General features: G+C 59.4%; 10 protein-coding genes, 4 tRNA genes and 2 pseudogenes. 8 read left to right on the top strand and 8 right to left on the bottom strand.

What is annotated here, in order from left to right; all coding sequences use genetic code 11:
• Positions 1 to 262: 262 nt before the first annotated feature.
• The 4 genes from F6B93_RS19375 to F6B93_RS19390 form a co-directional block, all read right to left on the bottom strand.
• Positions 263 to 1,243, bottom strand: a complete 981-nt coding sequence (locus F6B93_RS19375; protein WP_211696530.1) for a hypothetical protein — start codon at positions 1,241 to 1,243, stop codon at positions 263 to 265.
• Between the two features lie 247 nt (positions 1,244 to 1,490).
• Positions 1,491 to 2,366, bottom strand: coding sequence for a GIY-YIG nuclease family protein (locus tag F6B93_RS19380; RefSeq protein ID WP_246540872.1), 876 nt, complete (start codon positions 2,364 to 2,366; stop codon positions 1,491 to 1,493).
• 302 nt (positions 2,367 to 2,668) lie between these two features.
• Complete coding sequence (locus F6B93_RS19385; protein WP_211696532.1) at positions 2,669 to 3,370, bottom strand: phospholipase D-like domain-containing protein; 702 nt, start codon at positions 3,368 to 3,370, stop codon at positions 2,669 to 2,671.
• A 373-nt stretch (positions 3,371 to 3,743) separates the two neighbouring features.
• On the bottom strand, positions 3,744 to 6,785 hold the full coding sequence (locus tag F6B93_RS19390) for an Eco57I restriction-modification methylase domain-containing protein (protein ID WP_211696533.1): 3,042 nt from the start codon (positions 6,783 to 6,785) through the stop codon (positions 3,744 to 3,746).
• Positions 6,786 to 6,817: 32 nt separating this feature from the next.
• Here F6B93_RS19390 and F6B93_RS19395 point away from each other — a divergent pair, with 32 nt between their 5' ends.
• Complete coding sequence (locus tag F6B93_RS19395) at positions 6,818 to 8,434, top strand: N-6 DNA methylase (protein ID WP_211696534.1); 1,617 nt, start codon at positions 6,818 to 6,820, stop codon at positions 8,432 to 8,434.
• Between the two features lie 350 nt (positions 8,435 to 8,784).
• On the opposite strand, the pseudogene F6B93_RS23215 reads toward F6B93_RS19395, so the two are convergent.
• Positions 8,785 to 9,030: pseudogene (locus F6B93_RS23215) on the bottom strand (GntR family transcriptional regulator); the annotation flags it as partial.
• 208 nt (positions 9,031 to 9,238) lie between these two features.
• On the opposite strand from F6B93_RS23215, the gene F6B93_RS19405 reads away from it, so the two are divergent.
• From F6B93_RS19405 to F6B93_RS19415, 4 genes and pseudogenes are all read left to right on the top strand, one after another.
• Positions 9,239 to 9,661, top strand: a complete 423-nt coding sequence (locus F6B93_RS19405) for a plasmid replication, integration and excision activator (protein ID WP_211696536.1) — start codon at positions 9,239 to 9,241, stop codon at positions 9,659 to 9,661.
• Positions 9,658 to 11,010 (top strand): P-loop NTPase family protein, encoded by a 1,353-nt coding sequence (locus F6B93_RS19410; RefSeq protein WP_211696537.1) that lies wholly within the window; start codon positions 9,658 to 9,660, stop codon positions 11,008 to 11,010. The genes F6B93_RS19405 and F6B93_RS19410 overlap by 4 nt, the downstream gene beginning before the upstream one ends.
• Before the next feature lie 10 nt (positions 11,011 to 11,020).
• On the top strand, positions 11,021 to 11,254 hold the full coding sequence (locus F6B93_RS23220; RefSeq protein WP_246540874.1) for a helix-turn-helix transcriptional regulator: 234 nt from the start codon (positions 11,021 to 11,023) through the stop codon (positions 11,252 to 11,254).
• A pseudogene (locus tag F6B93_RS19415) lies at positions 11,255 to 12,411 on the top strand (site-specific integrase). It begins immediately after the preceding gene.
• Between the two features lie 35 nt (positions 12,412 to 12,446).
• Here F6B93_RS19415 and F6B93_RS19420 read toward each other — a convergent pair.
• The 3 genes from F6B93_RS19420 to F6B93_RS19430 form a co-directional block, all read right to left on the bottom strand.
• Positions 12,447 to 12,519, bottom strand: a tRNA-Phe gene (locus F6B93_RS19420).
• Positions 12,520 to 12,555: 36 nt separating this feature from the next.
• A tRNA-Asp gene (locus F6B93_RS19425) sits at positions 12,556 to 12,632 on the bottom strand.
• 37 nt (positions 12,633 to 12,669) lie between these two features.
• Positions 12,670 to 12,743 (bottom strand) — tRNA-Glu (locus F6B93_RS19430).
• A 126-nt stretch (positions 12,744 to 12,869) separates the two neighbouring features.
• On the opposite strand from F6B93_RS19430, the gene F6B93_RS19435 reads away from it, so the two are divergent.
• The 3 genes from F6B93_RS19435 to F6B93_RS19445 all read left to right on the top strand — a co-directional run bounded on the left by F6B93_RS19435 (position 12,870) and on the right by F6B93_RS19445 (position 14,157).
• Positions 12,870 to 12,942: transfer RNA gene (locus tag F6B93_RS19435), tRNA-Lys, on the top strand.
• 610 nt (positions 12,943 to 13,552) lie between these two features.
• Positions 13,553 to 13,768, top strand: a complete 216-nt coding sequence (locus F6B93_RS19440; protein ID WP_211696538.1) for a hypothetical protein — start codon at positions 13,553 to 13,555, stop codon at positions 13,766 to 13,768.
• Positions 13,765 to 14,157 (top strand): type II toxin-antitoxin system HicB family antitoxin, encoded by a 393-nt coding sequence (locus F6B93_RS19445; RefSeq protein ID WP_211696539.1) that lies wholly within the window; start codon positions 13,765 to 13,767, stop codon positions 14,155 to 14,157. The genes F6B93_RS19440 and F6B93_RS19445 overlap by 4 nt, the downstream gene beginning before the upstream one ends.
• The last annotated feature ends 240 nt before the right edge of the window (positions 14,158 to 14,397 follow it).

A 14,397-nucleotide genomic window follows, 5' to 3' on the forward strand; every position in this document is an offset into this window, starting at 1 on the left:
GCAACTCCTCGTCGACCCTAGCCTGCCTTCTAAACCGGAGATGAGGTGGCTCCCGGCATGACTCCATCCAAATCGACGGCGCCGTGACCGAGGTCTGCGCTTCACTCAGGCTTCAGGCTCGGCCTTCGCGGGAAGCGCCACCAGGTGCGGTATCGCTCTGTACTACAACACATTACTGCCACTCGCACGTACCCAATATTTCTAGTTTCTTCAACCAATGCTTTATACGTCAACGCCGGCGCCCGCTTACCGGGAGCAGCTATTAGAAACCCAGACGAAAGTCTTCGACTTTCTGCCTGACTACAATCGCAGGGTCGCTCCCATCTGATGCGAACGAGACCATCTGCTTAAGATCGTCGTCGTTGAGAACGATGATTAGTTTGCGATGAACGATCCACTGTTCGCGGCGGGTCACATCGGCACTCCGGTCACCAGAATTACGACAGGTTATGATCCCGAATAATCCAGCACCGTGAGCATTAAGGTAATTCGCAGTCTGAAGTATATCGTTTTTCTTGATGGAGCCGACGTAGTTTTTAGTGTCGACAACTACGTAGTGGGCTTGATAGTGGTCGCGGAGGAACTTCCAGACTCCATGATCGGCGTAGTTCGGGAAGATGATGTCGCGTCGGTTAACTCGGCTGCGGTTTGGGTGCTCGCTCAACGGCAGGGCTAACGGCGGCGACAGCACGGCCGCCAAGATGTCTTGCACGGTGCGCTGGTGTGCAGGCCAATCGGCTCGTCCTGGCGCAACTTGTCGGAGTTTCTCGATCAGCTGAGCGTTTCTAAAGACCACGGCGTCTGTAGTCCCTCGCCGCTTCCCTGCAACCGGATCAGGCCATGGCAGCTCTGGCGCCGCTTGTCTCAGGGCTGGGCCGTCAATGACGATGTCTACGCCGAGTTCCAATAAGTCTGAGATGCGTTCAGGCGCTAGAACGCCGGAGACCACAAGCACGAGCTGGGGGGCAGGGTCGCTCATTCCGAAAACCCCTACATAAGCTTCTCGATAATGCCTCAGCGTGTCAGCAGCTTGATCGAGCCTGACGGATGTCGCGGGCGTTACCAGCTTGACCTCGATGATTGCGGTGCGACCGTTCCGTAAGTGTGCAACGAGATCAGGGCGGACGTCGGCGCGCAGGCGAGGTTCCCGTTCAACTGATTCAATGTCCAGGATCGAAAACAAAGCCGTCTCTACAAGGAGCTCGAATTCGCGCCCTCTCATATCCCGCGGCCCGTCGTCCAAATCTCCCCCTTCGTCGCGCGGTTCTATTCGGATGTTATAACCCAAGGCACCCGTTGCCGTTGTCCGAGGTCCCTGTCGACACGTTTAGCGTAATTACTGAAGACCGTGTCGAGCGCCTGCGCCGAATTCTCCGCCTGCAATCCGCTAAAACTACTAACAAACTGCTGTTGGCCGCCGCTCAGAGTACCTGGCCGAACTCGCTTCCCGCATGTTGCTTCTGCATGACCCGTTTAGATCGGCAAATCGACTACACAGACGGAGCGTCGACCTCGGGGGATGTTTCAACCTCTGCCTCCGCTTGAAAGGGCGGCTGGACCACAAGGCCGGATACTGCACTCAGTTGATCTGCCTCAATGTGTTTCAGATCCTGGCCGGCAGCGTTCTTCCAGGAGGTGCGTCCGTTATTGCTGCCTCCGACCAGGAAGCCACCGGCTGCAGACGGACTATTGAACAGATGGGGCTTCCGCATCACTAAGCGACCATCGTTAGTTTCCCATATCCCTTGCTCTTGCAATACGTCTCGCAGCCGCACGATCCAAGGAGGCGCCGATGGACGCAGGTCCATACGGCCTTTCGACCCAGACACAACGAATAGACCCTCAGAGGTCAAATACCCCGTTGCATCACATCCCGCTTCACGGAAGTAGAGCAAATCTCGCGCGGATCCGGGCTCGGCTTCATCTTGGCCAGCTGCCTTACTTGGAGTTTGGACTTCTTCTAGAATCGGCGCTCCCAACGTGGCGAGCAAGACGCCAATCGTTTCGAGGAATTCATGGCAGTCGGCCTCGAGCGGCCTCGGGGTGTACGGATTTGATGCCTGGTTGCCGTTGACCAACTCGTAGCGCCCAACCTGGGCGGCGCGGGCGATCGACAGCCATTCCAGGTAGGCGACATGGGTTGATGTCCACTCGTTTGTGAGGGAGACCCCGACGATCGCCCTGTTCCAGAAATCTTTGGACGCGGCCTGCTGCGGCAAGCGATCACCGATGTTTCCCGATTGTCCGATGTATGCCTGCGGTCTCTCGTCCGTCTCCGCCGGTCCAATTAGGAAGTACAGACCAACCCGCTGGGCCTCCGGTTCTTTCAAGAATTCACCGAGGAGCGGGCGAGGAACATCGAACACTCTGACTGTGCGTGTCGTGATGCTGGCCACCCGGATGCCCGTGGGACTTCCGGAGGGCAGAAAGATCTGGATGGTTTGCGGACGGGTCACTGCGGGCGCAACCCGTCCCGGTGATAGCACAAGGTCGTGAACGTCACAGTTTCGTAGCAACTGGGCCGAACCCGATACGTCCGCCCTAACCGCATCAACCAGCCGATTTCGGTGACGCCCAGTCCCCGGGGTTGCCAATCCAGTGATCGGCGTGTCCTGCTAGGCCTCACTTCGGATTTACGCGCGACGAAATGCTGCATCACGTCTACTCCTCATTCATTCCCGTCATCGAACAAGCTTTGAAAGTAAGCCAACGCCTCGTCCTCGGCGTCAGTGTCAGCCGCCGCTTGGGCCTCGGCCTCTGCCTCAACGTGCACGAGGTAGCTGTTGCGGTCTGCTTCGGCCATAGCCGCATCATCAATTTCATACCCAACCAGAGTTCTTTGCGGCCCTACCCGCGTCGCATCGACAGGTTCCGAGTGGCTGATGAGTGTAGCCACGAAGTCTGTAGCTTCGCGGATGAACGAGGGGTCATCGCAAACGACACCGACTTCTAAGTGCCTTCGAGAAGCGTTGGTCCAGTTGGCCGAACCCCACCACACTGACTGCGGTGTGAAGTCCGCTGAGACAAAGTAGTCGGGCGCCTCGTCGGGACCGTACTTGCTCCAGTGCAACTCTCCCAAGACAAGCAGCTTGGCATGGAGAAGTGGCTTGTTCTGTCTGTGTCCGGGCCAACCGAAAACGCGGATCGGTTCTAGGTCGTACTCCATTACTTCGCGCGGTGTATAGGGCCCGAGGGTCATTGGCTTGCCGCCCTCGCTACGCACCAACCCACTTAGTTGCGGTAGGGCGATATTCGGGAAACCTACTTCCGGTGAATCAATGAGGCGCTGAGGAAGAGCCGACCCCTTGTCGACCACGACGCACACGCCCGACATCATGAGCAGACGGTCGATGACTTCTCGACTGGTCAAGTAAGGCACACACCCTACGGCCGCTGGATGACGACCGGCTCGCGTCACGGCGAGATGCTCGTCAAGGACCTCGCAAAGGCCCTCAACGACATTTCCCGCGAACCACGCGCGCCAACCTGCATCCGCCCGTCCCCAGGAACGCGGTCGGCCTGACCACGCGCGGAAACCGTCGTAATCACCCAGGGGTGACCAGTCCGTTGGATTCGTCATTCGTAAACCCTAGGACGCTCCCCTGACAATTCGCCGCTAACAGGCATCCTGCAATCCGGCCTCCGCTGTCTGCGCCCAACCAAGTCGGACGACAGCAACGTGCAGAAAGGACGCAGGGAAGTCACAAGAATGGACCGCTACTGAGCGCGTCTAGAACAGCGCCCTAACCATCGGCAACGGCAAGCAAGTCTTGCGGGGTCAACCCGTAGCCGTTAGAGACGACGTCGTTGATCTTCTGTCGTAGTACTTCATGTCTGCCCGTCAGCGTGGTACTTATCGCTGTATCTTCTTCGGTGCGCAGCCGCTCTTGGATGTTTTGCATCTCGGCGATGTCGTTTTCGATTTGCTGTTGAGCCGCATCGGAAAGGGTTGGGATAGGCACGTTCTTTAGGAACTCTTTTCGATGAACGAGATACGAACCTCGATACGCCCGGCCGCGCGATGCAATATACGCATCGACGGCAGGATGCGACAGAACAGCCTGGATCACACAAATTGAATACGGGCAGTTGTCCGTCGGGCGCAAAAAGTAGTAAGGCCCACCATCACCTCCGCCCGGCGCAACGAGGCCTTCGTCATCCAATACGTACTGAGGCGTTAACGACAGGACTCGCAATATCAGCTTAGGTTCGTCAAGTTTGGTCAATGACTGCGAGCGACCGTATGCCCAGAACCGGTCTCCCGGATCCGGCGTTACGTCCCGGTCAGCGAGATCCGCGTGCTTGTTGGTGAGGTAGTCGAGTGCCTTTGGAAAATCGGCCGCCATCCTCTCGGCCGAGTAAAGCGTTGCCGTACCGCGTTTCCGACCCGGCGGCGGCGGTGCGACCTCGTACGGGAATATAACCAGCGCGTCGGGTTCGGGGTTGCGGCCGTAAGCTTGAAAACGTTTATCTTGTAAAGCCTTTCGCAGAATTCCCCGCTCGATCTCATAAAGCTGTCCGGTACCGGAGTCTCGAAACCTTACAGTCTCGTCAGTCGATCCCGATAGTGGCTTTATGAAGAAGACCCTGTCGCAGGACGTTTGAACCCCAACAAATACGTTCACCCAATCGTCATCGCAGAGCCGAGCGATCGCAGACTCGTCCATTTTTCGAAAGACGTTGGCGCGCGCCTCGTTCATGATCGGCCACACTTCGGTGCTGAGCGAGGCGCGGTCGATCTGCGCTAGATCAGCGCCGCCGGAGTGGTGCCACACGCTGAGATCGTGGACCAGTTCTAGCTGCGCCGGATCGCTGGACAGTGGTCCGACGAAGATCAATGCGGTATAGGTAGTTCGCCCTTCGAAAACTTGCTCCTCGCCGAAGTGGACGAGCCGGAACAATCGAGGTCCAAGCAACCCACGCATCGCTCCGGCCGGCACCAGGTTGGTGAACCGGTTGGGCAGGATGTAGGCGAGGTACCCATCGCCAGCAAGGAACTTGAATGCTCGCTCCACGACGAGCTGGTAGACATCGAAGTTATGTGACAGTGCGCTCTCGTAACCGCTTCGCGCGTCCTGGAAGTACGCTAGTTGGTCTGGCATGAATTCCGACAACGTCTGGATTCGGACGTATGGAGGATTGCCGACGATGAGATTGAATCCGCCGTTCTTCAACACCTGACTGAAGGCGGAAGTCAGGTCGAGTGGCGCGACCGCAGCCCGGCGCTCTGGGATGACAGCGGCGCTCGGAACAAGGTCGTCGAAGTCGGGTTCGATCAGCGCGTTACCAACCAGCAAATTTTTCGACAGGTCGGGGAGCAGATTGCGGCCGCGGTCTAAGTCGACCGGCTCGATGCCAAGGACGGCCAGCAAGAGGCTGAGCTTCGTGACTTCGACTGCTGCGCCGTCGATGTCGACTCCGAAAAGGTGATCTTTGACGAGTGCCGCACGGTCAGCGAGGGCTACGTTATTTCCTGCTGCGACTTCCGCATCGACTAGCCGCTCAAACGCCTCAATCAAGAAAGATCCGGACCCTAGAGTTAGATCGAGTATGCGAAGGTCTGCTGGGACCGGCTGCTGCGGTAAGAGCAGAGCGTTTAAGCCACCGGCAACTATATGCCGGACCACCCAAGCGGGCGTTGGGACGATACCTCCTGCGTGGGTCAACTCTGGCTTCTGCGCAAGGGACACTCTTCGGAGGTCATCCAACTCGACCCGCTCGGATAGGTATTGCTCGTAAACTGCTGCCAGGATATCGGGCCGCAATACTCCAAATGTGAATTTGCTTCTCGGCCAGTACATCTCGCGGATCACGGATGTGAGTGCCCCACTGGTGTAGTTGGTTGTGGTCAAGACGTCGAATAGCCCTGCGTTAAAGGTCCGGTCTGCCGATCGAAACACGTCGAGCAATGTGTCCGACTGAGCCGAGGTGAGAAGCGCCTCGTATTGCCCAATGTTGCGGTCTTCGCATACTCGCAGAAATAGAAGCGCATTCAGCAATCGCTGGGTCCGGCGACCTATCTCGCTGGCCTGCACGTCGGGGTTGCAAGACGCGACATCTGACGCGAGGACAAGTCTCCAGTTGCGGAACTGAGCGAGGAAGGACCGGTCGAAAGTAGAGGTTCCGCGCGGAGGCTCTGCGTAGGAATACAGGCCGTAGTAGTCATCGCTGGTGACGGACTCGAACGAAAGGTGTAACCACAGGTAATCGAAGCGGTCGACGTACTCCGATTGCTTGATCCTGCCGCCCGGTATTACCGCGACATCAGGACTGTCCCCGTCGCGGGGTTCAATGGTGGTGTCATAGATAACCGTTTCGGCGACATTAGTTAGGACGGCAGCCGGTAGTGCTAGGGACCAACCGTATGAGCGTGTCTGTCGTGCGGCATCCACACCCGTGGCGAGATTGACGGACGGCTTCTTCGCCTCGATAGGCAGACGGTCCTGTCCGTGACGTCGAAGCCGGTAGTCCGGTCGACCGCCGATGTCGCTTTCGCTTCCCCGTTCGAGGACGACTTCGCGCCGAACTTGTGGCAACCCGGCGTCGTTATGAACGTCCCATCCAAAGATGCGGAGCAACCGGTCGATGAACTCGCCCCGGGCCTCGGCCTCCGTGTAGCGAGAGTTGACCGCCTCGAGGTCAGCTGATTGCCGCTGGTAGTCGACGACAAACTCAGCCATTGCGGTCCGCGCTTCCTCCTTCGGTAGGCGCTGGTGCGGCATACTCCGACCGTAGGCGCGGCGCAAGTGTTCGTTGCGCGGCGCGCCGACCGCATCGATCACCACTGTTGTCGGACCTACGGGTGAGGATGGTCGTTATGGCGAAGTTCACGGCAAAAGCTGCTCCCGGGGGCGACAAGCTCCGAGGCGGGTACTACACGCCCGATCCGATCGCTCGCTTCATTGCCGGATGGGTTGGCGTGGGCGGCGGTCGCGTTCTTGAACCTTCGTGCGGGGACGGCGCTATCCTTCGCCATCTAGTCACGGTGGCCAACCCTCAAAAAATCACGGCGGTAGAGCTGGTCGCAGGCGAAGCCAAGAAGGCGACTGTCGAGACAGGTGTGCGAGTTGTCGTTGGCGATTTTTTCTCTTGGTTTGAGGACAGCTGCCACGGGACCTTTGACGCAGTGGCGGGTAACCCGCCCTACATCCGTTTCGGCTCATGGGAACCGATGGCAAGGGAACCGGCACTTGCACTGATGCGTGCGCAAGGAATGCATCCAACCCGCCTGACAAATGCGTGGGTCCCATTCGTTGTGGCATCAGTCCTTGCGGTGCGCCCCGGCGGGCGCATTGGCCTCGTACTACCAGCCGAGCTACTGCAGGTCGGGTACGCGGCCGCGCTGCGGTCGTACCTGATTGATGAATGCGCCTCAATCACCATCGTATCGTTCAAAGAGCTTGTCTTCCCAGGCATTCTCCAAGAAGTGGTGCTCCTACTGGCCGAACGCGGCCGCGGGCCAGCAGGGATCAGGACGGTCGAGCTGCCGAACTCCGACCAATTGAACGGGTTTGATGGGACTACCCCGGCGTCAGTAGCCCGAGCGCACCTACACGAATCGGAAAAATGGACGAAGTACTACCTGCCCAGTAGCGCCATTCGCTTGATTCGTCGAGTGCGTGCAAGCGGCCGCCTTCATCCGCTTAGCCGATATGCCGGAGTCGATGTCGGCGTCGTTACCGGTCGAAACTCGTTCTTCTGCATGTCTTCTGCCGAAGCGAGACAACGTGGACTCATAAAGATGACAATGCCGCTGCTATCGCGAAGCGCGCAGGCACCTGGACTGAGTTTCACCGCTCAAGACCTAGCAATGCAGAACTCTGCAAATGCTCCCAATAGACTCCTCACCATCCCATCCGGAATCGACCTGCGTCGCAATAAGATGCTGGCCGCATACCTCGCCGAGGGAGAACTGGATGGGGTTCCAAACGGCTACAAATGCAGCATCCGGCGCAGATGGTGGGAAGTTCCGTCTACTTGGGTGCCCGATGGATTCATGCTGCGGCAGATAAGTACACACCCGCGCCTGGTTGCAAACCTCGCAGGTGCGACGAGCACCGATACCGTGCACCGCGTCCGTCTGGCAGAGGATGTAGACATCGAGCGGCTAGCCGCAGGGGCATTCAACTCAGCCACATTCGCGCTCGCTGAGGTTCTGGGACGAAGCTATGGCGGCGGCATCCTTGAGTTGGAGCCAAGCGAGTGTGGGCACTTGCCAGTACCGAACCCTGCACTGGTGCCACCGACACTTCATCAAAAAGTCGACGAGCTGCTACGCGAGCGCCGAATCGATGATGCACTGAACCTCGTCGATGAGGAGGTCCTCATCGAACGGCTTGGATTTGACGGTGACGACGTCGCTGGCCTCCGGCGAGCATGGATTGCCTTGCGCGACCGGCGTAGGGGTCGATCGAAACGGACCAGACCCATTTGAGCGCAACATGGAATTCGGCTGCACCGATACACGCCGAAACGATGCGCGAACCTGATTGCGCCTGATTAAGCCTGAACTCGTCGAATGGTGTCGGCGTTTGTACTCTTTGCGCCGCCGAACCGATGCCAGTTTATGCTCACCCCACTTGGTTCGTACCAGCCAAGTGCTAGCGCTCTGCGGGCAAGTTCTTCAAGCGTGGCCGCGACGACTTGGCCACCCGGCTCGATGATTTCATCTCCACGAATCCTCCACCCGTGGTCATGGGCGATGAGCCGAGCGATTTCAGTATGACTGCGCCCGACGAACGTAGTTAGACCAATCTGAATTTCGAACCCTTCTGGCACCCACCGGGGCGTCGGGCGAACGAAGACGCCTTTGCCATGCTCGGAGTACACCAGACCTTCGTCGCGTAACTCTTGCAGAGCACGTCTCACCGTCATGCGTGCTACTGAAAAGTGCCCGCTCAATTCCGCCTCTGACGGGAGCCGCCCGTCTGGGGAGTAGTACCCGTGCTCAATCGCGTCCCGCAACATGCCCGCGATCTGTCGATATGGCGGGCGGCGGTCGGAATGGTCGATCTGGCCTAGTGGCAACAACTGGGCGCCTCTCGTTGGTTCTAGACAAGCCAGTCTAGTAGCTGCATGGCCGTGGACCGCGAAAGACCCTAGGATCCGCTGCTCACTAGGCGGAATAGCAAATCAAATCCCAAGAATAGGTCGACTCCGGGCTAGGCGTTGATCAGCTTCACAACTTCAGATAGTGTTTGAAGTAGTCATACATGTACTAGATGAGTAAGGAGACGACATGGCTGTGCCGAAGCGGGTCAAGGTGTCCCACCAGGAGGTTTTCCCGCATCGAGCGTTTCTGGTGTCCGACGTGACGACGGTCATCGACTATGAGCGCTCCACGAAAGACAACAAGATTCAGGCGACCGACCGAGAATCTGGCCAGCCTTTGTGGCAGGTGGAAGTGCTCGATGGTGATCCGGCGGCACGCAAGGGAGCCCGCACGCTCACCGTCAAGTTCGCCACCTCGAAACAGCCCGAGTGCCCTCCGAGTACTAGCGGGATGCCGTTCACACCGGTGGTTTTCGAAGACCTGTCCGTGTTGCCGTACATCGACCGGTCGACTGAAGCCGGCCGTATCGCCTGGTCATTCCGGGCCTCAGGCATGACGGCCGACACCAGCAAGCCGGGACCGTCAGGGTCAGGTCGGGTGTCGGCATGAATCCATACGACGCGTACCCCGTAATACCTAGCTACGTGTACTCGGTGCCAGATCCCGGCGGCGGGATCGACTTCGGCCACCTTGCACACCTGCTCAAGCTCGGCATCATGTGTCTTGTCGCGACGGTCGCCGCTGTAGCGATCTCACTCATCGTCTGGCGACTGCGATCACCGGCCAAGTACGAACGCCATTTCGGGTCCCGCGCACGTCAGGCCTGGTGGGAGTTCTGGGCCATGACCTCGTGGCCACGAATTGCCAAAAGCTGCGGCTTATCAACCTCGAAGCGCGTCACTCGCAAGGACATGCAGGGTAAACAAACCATGAAGACCGTCTGGACTCATCCCAGCATCGTCGGAGTTACCAAGTCTGGCGACTGTCTGCGCTTGAAGGTCCGCACGCGGACGGGCCAAACGGTCGACGACCTCGAAGAGGCAGTGCCCGCAATCCGTGATGCCGTCGGCGCATATTCCGGTCGTTCGACGGTAGTTGCTCCGGGTACCGTTCGCATGGAATTCGTTATGCGGGAATTCCTTTCAGAGGTTCAAACCGCCAGACGGCCAACCAGTACTGATCCAATTGCCGTTCAAATCGGTCGTTGTGAGAACGGGTCGGAATGGATTTTCCCCCTCGCTGCCTTCCAAAGCCTGGTTTTGGGATGCTCGGGCTCAGGCAAGAGCATGATTTTCTCGGGCATCGCTGGCGGATTGGGGCCAGCCGTGAAGGCGGGAACCGCACTGCTGTTCGCCATCGATCTCAAGTACGGGATCGAGGTGTCAATTGGATCGGCGTTGTTCACCAAAGTTGCAACAACAGAGGCAGAGGCCGCCTGGCTGCTGACCAAATTGGAGGAACTGCTCGACACCCGCGGTCCGACGATGGCCGATAGGACGCGTTCGCACGCACCAAGCACCGTAGAACCCCTTGTGGTACTGCTTATTGATGAATTGGCGGAGTTGACCGCCTACATAACCGACCCCGCGCTCAAAAAGCAAGTCGCGAAGTCACTCTCGCGCATCCTGACAAAGGGCCGGGCCATCGGAGTCGTGGTTGTTGCGTTTACACAGGACCCGCGTAAAGAAGTCTTGCCCATGCGTGGGCTATTCACCCAGACCATCGCGCTGCGACTTCGCTCACGCGAAGAGGTCACGATGGTTCTCGGCGACGGCATGGCTGACCGAGCGCCCGCACACCGCATCAGCCCAAATGAGCCTGGGACCGGGTATGTCATCCACGAAGATGGTTCGACAATGCGGGTGCGCGCCGACTACTGGCCCGACTCACTAATCCGTTCTGTTGCAAATGAATACGGGCATCCAAGCCGTAAACAAGCCAATCCTTCCGAGAACTGAGGACATCAGCATGTCAATTCCCGGCACCAAAACAACAGCCACGGCGACACCGACGTTTCCAGAGCTATTGACAGCGGACCAGGTCGCTGACCTCCTCGGTGTATCGGCCGCGACCGTGAACCGCTGGGGCGCGCTACGCGACCGCGGCGACAACGTGGGGCCGCCCTGCTACGCGTTGTCTGATCGCGTGAGACGTTGGGACGTAGCAGAAGTCCGCGCATGGCTGCGTCAGGTGCGGCACTAGATGGCCGGTTCAGTACCGCGTGGCGTCCGTAAGCGGACCAATGCCGCCGGCGACCCCCGCTATCAAGTGCGCTATCTGGTGCGCGATCCCTACTCGCGGTCGGGATGGATTGAAACGTCATCAACGTTCGCCACCCTGCGGGAAGCGAAGGCTTTCAAAGCGGACCGCGACAGGGAAGCAGCCACCGGGAGCAGGCGCTTCGACCCGCGACTTGGCCGAGCCACCCTCTGCAAAATCTGGACACAATTCAGCGCCGCGAAACGCCCGGCGGTTTCGCCGAAGACTTGGTCCGGCTACACCCAGCATTGGCAGCTGCGGATTAAACCGCGATTCGGCCACATTCCGCTCGATGAGATCAGCCGCAGCGATGTCCAACGGTTCGTCGATTCCCTGACGGTCGGACCATGGGCCAAAGTCGCCACACTTCGGCTGCTGCGGTCGATTCTCGATATGGCCCGCGAGGACGGCCGCATCCACCGCAACCCGGCGCAAGGCGTATCGGCCGGTCGGATTCCAGCCCGAGAACGCCACCGCTACCTCACGACCACTGAGGTGGCCGCCTTGGCAACGGCGTGCCGCGACCAGGGCGACGTCGTCACGATCCTGGCCTTTACCGGCCTGCGCTGGTCCGAACTCGTCGGCCTGCGCGTCGGCGATATCGACCTGCAGCACGCAGGCTCTACGTCCGCCAAGCCGCGCCGGAAGTCGAAGGCAGGATCATCGTCGGACCACCGAAAACGCGGGCGGCCGCGCGAACCGTCCCACTCCCCCAGATTGTCGTAGACGCTCTCAAGACACGGATCGCCGGACGCGACCCCGCAGAGCAAGCGATTACCTCACCAAACCGCGGATTCCTGCGATCAAACAACTGGCGCCGGCACACCCACTGGACCCAAGCACTGCAGAAAACCCAACTGGCGCCCCTGACGATCCACGACCTACGCCACACCTACGCCAGCTTGGCCCGCAAGTCCGGTGCCGACCTTCGCTACGTCCAGAAAACCATGGGCCATTCCACCCCGACCGTCACCGCGAATATCTACAGCGATCTCTACTCCGATGAGCTCGACCACGTAGCCACAAACCTCGACCGGCTCCACGACTCCGCAACCAACAAAGTGAGCGGACAGGAACCGGACACAACCACCCATCAATAGAGTGCAGAAACCGTGTCCACACAGGTCAAACAGTGTGGCCAGGGGCGGGATCGAACCGCCGACCTTCCGCTTTTCAGGCGGACGCTCTGCCGACTGAGCTACCTGGCCGGAAGACAGCCGGAAGCATTGTGTGCCTCGGCATGCTGGCGACCCTGACGGGACTCGAACCCGCGACCTCCGCCGTGACAGGGCGGCGCGCTAACCAACTGCGCCACAGGGCCTTGCTATGTGTCTGCTCCACTTATACCGCGTCGCAGGTACCCCCTACGGGATTCGAACCCGCGTTACCGCCTTGAAAGGGCGGCGTCCTAGGCCGACTAGACGAAGGGGGCCAGAACCGAATCTCTCCGGGGCACTCGCAACGTAGTCACCGTTGGGAGCCACGTCAGCTTAGGTCACGCCGGGCCTAATCCTCAAACGAGCGGTTGTCGTCTAACACAGTATTCTGTACGTCCGCAGCCCCTATAGCTCAGTTGGTAGAGCTACGGACTTTTAATCCGCAGGTCCCAGGTTCGAGTCCTGGTGGGGGCACAGGTCAGGAGATTAGAGCTACCTATGAGTGAGCCTAAAGGTGAGCCTATCGGTGCAGGATGAAGCACGTGGCGATCGCCCGTAATCTAGAACCACCAAAACCTACGACACGCTGGGAATTCGGCGCGAAATCACCCCTCCCGGCAGGGTGGGCATGGCCAGAACATGTGCGTGTGCACGGTGCGGGCTGGAGAACAGTCGCACGCACGGCTCCTGAGCAGACCGCCACCCCGTATCCGCCGTGGTCGGAGGCCTAATCGCTCTGATCTGGATGTCGACGATGCTTAGCATCTACCCGCTCGCAGGTGTGACCACAATCGCGATCGTCGTGGCTGGGATTCTCATCCGAATGATTTCCCGTGGTCGTCGCCGCCAGCAGGCGCTGTCCGCTCGGGCCGACTGGCGCTACACCGCTGCCCAAGAATCGACGTCGACGTTCGCGGAAGCATTGCCACTATGCAGGGAGTTTGCGCCGGGTCATCGCGGGGACCGGTTGAGTGCTGCGGATACTCCTGCGCCTGGGTGGGTGCCCATGCCCGCGGGCATGGGCTCTCCCGTTTGTCTACTCCGCACTTGACTTTCCTTGTCTAGTTCGGACTAGACTGATAGCATGCCGAAACGGACAGAGGTCATCAAGAAGATCGAGAAAGCCGCCAAGGCACACCACATGTCGTTCACCATCAAGCGCCGCGGCAGCAACCACGACATCTACACACTCGACGGCCTCATGGTCCCAGTCGGCCGACACGTTGAGTTCACCCAACGATACGCAGAGACCGTCTACAAGGAATGCGAGACCAAGCTCGGGAAAGGGTGGTGGCGATGAACACCTACAACGCGATCGCCAGCCGCGACGAACGTTGGTGGCACGTAACGATCCCCGGACTAGGCAACGACCCCGAAGACGGGCTGCACACCCAAGCCCGCAACCTCGCCGAAGTCGAACCCATGGCCCGCGACCTCATCGCGCTATGGCTCGAGGTAGCGGAAGACTCGTTCGATGTCCACGTCCAGGTCGAGCTACCAGACAGCGTGCGCGGGCACTTGGAGCGCGCACTCAAGCTGCGCAACAAGGCCGCCCACGCTCAAGCCGAAGCCGCTGACGAATACCGTGCCGCCGCTCGGGAGCTGAAAGCAGAAGGGCTCACCGTTCGCGATATCGGCAGCGCCCTCGACGTCTCATATCAACGGGCACACCAGCTCGTCTCCGCATAAACAAAACCGCCACGCCCAGGTTTGGGCATAGCGGTACTTGCTGACCGGTATGTCATGAAATGACATGCTTGTAGTTCAACCCACTGCTCGCGTTGGAGTTTTCTGGTGTCGCTCCACCGGTCCGGCCTTTGAACTGCGGTAATTGCTAGCTGTGCGCCCAGACGCGGATGGTGGAAACTGCGTAGCCGCGGCGGTGTGCGATCTCGTCGGGGGGTGAGCCAGTCGTTGTCGTCGACGCCG

It is taken from the genome of Mycobacterium spongiae, from assembly GCF_018278905.1.
GTDB classification, from domain to species: Bacteria; Actinomycetota; Actinomycetes; order Mycobacteriales; family Mycobacteriaceae; genus Mycobacterium; species Mycobacterium spongiae.